Genomic DNA, 1,791 nt, shown 5'->3' with positions numbered 1-1,791 from the left:
GTGCCGGTGTTGGATTATTTGCCTTATGCGTTCTTCTGTTATTTGTCTTTGCTATTGACGCTGCTATTTGGCTTTACGGGAGTGACTATTAGTCGTCGTTTGGATTAGGTGAGCCATTATTGAATACAACCTTTTTCTAAATGAAAGTATTTCATTCAATTCTTACCAATAGACTTTCAAAGATTGGTAGTAATTCCCTCAAGAGAAGTACTCAAAATATTATCCTTTCTTATTATTGGCATAAATTAACGCATCAATCGTGTTTATGCCAAGCCATAAAGTTGTGACAATCAGGTTTTTCTATTTCTTCTTATCCAAAGACTTTTACTTGGTTGTGAATATTTCTAATAAACGTGCTTTTAGGTTTAATATGTGTGTATAATAAAATCTACTAATTAATGTTAATTTTTGTAATAAGTATGGTGTGTCATTTCTGCTAATAATAATTAGTTATTGATGTATTACTGCCATAGATATCTCAAAATTTAATAGTTGCCTTAAAGCAGTTTAACGGCTAAGTTAGTTAACTAGTAATTGGAATTTAGTTTAGTATTGTTAAGTAACGAATGTATTTCATCGATTAAATTACTTTATTGAATCATAACCACATGGATAGGGAAGAATATGTCAAATATTAATGAGTCTTTACAAGAATTAATGAGCCTTGATGGCGCTATGGGTGGCTGTATCGTCGACTATATGTCAGGCATGGTACTGGGTATGACTGGTGGCGGTGTTGATCTAGAGCTTGCTGCTGCAGGCAACTCACAAGTGGTCAAAGCGAAAGTCGCTACCATGAAGTCACTTGATATCAAAGGTGAGATTGACGATATCTTAATCACGTTAGAGTCACAACTACACATCATCCGTCCTGCATCTAAGCATGAAGATTTGTTTATCTATTTGGTGCTTGATAAGGCTAAAGCCAACCTTGCACTAGCACGTCGTAAAGTACAGTCAGTGGAAAACAATCTAGAACTATAATTTGGTTGGCAATATTCAACCTAATGAATGCTGATCGATATGTTCTTGTTGCTTTTACTTTATTGAAGATTATGAGCAACAAGATCATATTCGTTATATAAACCTATTGCATAACGAATGTGATCTTTATGTCCGACAATGAGTTAACTGATCCTTAGATGTCTTATTAAATGGTGGTAAAATGAAATGTATTGCATACGTTAGCAGAGCACCTATCAGCAGAGCGTCAATTCGTGAACATAGTGTTCGTATGCCTACAGGGTTATCAGAGATTATTAGTGCCTCTCGTGAGCATAACCCAAAGTCGCAAATCACTGGGATCGTCTCTTATCGTGAAGGTCAGTATTTCCAAGTATTAGAAGGGCCGAATTTTGAAGTAGACAAACTCATGGCTAAGATAGCTGCCGATCCTAGACACGAAGATATTTGGGCTTTTTTGGACGTAGATATTATTGAACGTAGCTTTCCCAATTGGGGCGTTAGTGTATTCAACTTTGTAGACCAAGGTGTTTTCTTTAGTACCTTTGTAGAGAACCATAGAATCATTTTCAATAACTTTGATGACTATCAAAAAAAACGTATTAAACCTTTTATTGATATAGATAAAATCGACACAGTTCCTGACGAATACTATCAAGGTAAGAACTTGCGATTATTGTCATGGCCTGACCTGAATAATGAAAGTAATCCTCAAATGATTATGAATCTATGCATCAAGTTGACCAAAAAACCGTATCCATTTAACTTTTTGGCAGATAGTGGCGAATTTGGCACACCTCAGCAAGTCACACAAATTGTCAGAGAGTT

2 protein-coding genes are annotated in these 1,791 nt (G+C 35.6%); both read left to right on the top strand.

The window, feature by feature from the left end; genetic code table 11:
• Nucleotides 1–624: 624 nt before the first annotated feature.
• A complete protein-coding gene (locus I6E84_RS14030) occupies nt 625–984 on the top strand; it encodes a hypothetical protein (RefSeq protein WP_110924444.1) in 360 nt (119 codons plus the stop codon).
• Nucleotides 985–1,165: 181 nt separating this feature from the next.
• On the top strand, nt 1,166–1,791 hold a 626-nt coding region (locus I6E84_RS14025; RefSeq protein WP_197218629.1), incomplete at its 3' end, for a BLUF domain-containing protein.

Source organism: Psychrobacter sp. SCQQ22 (assembly GCF_015864605.1).
GTDB lineage: Bacteria > Pseudomonadota > Gammaproteobacteria > Pseudomonadales > Moraxellaceae > Psychrobacter > Psychrobacter fozii.
This window is presented reverse-complemented; position numbering and strand designations above follow the sequence as displayed.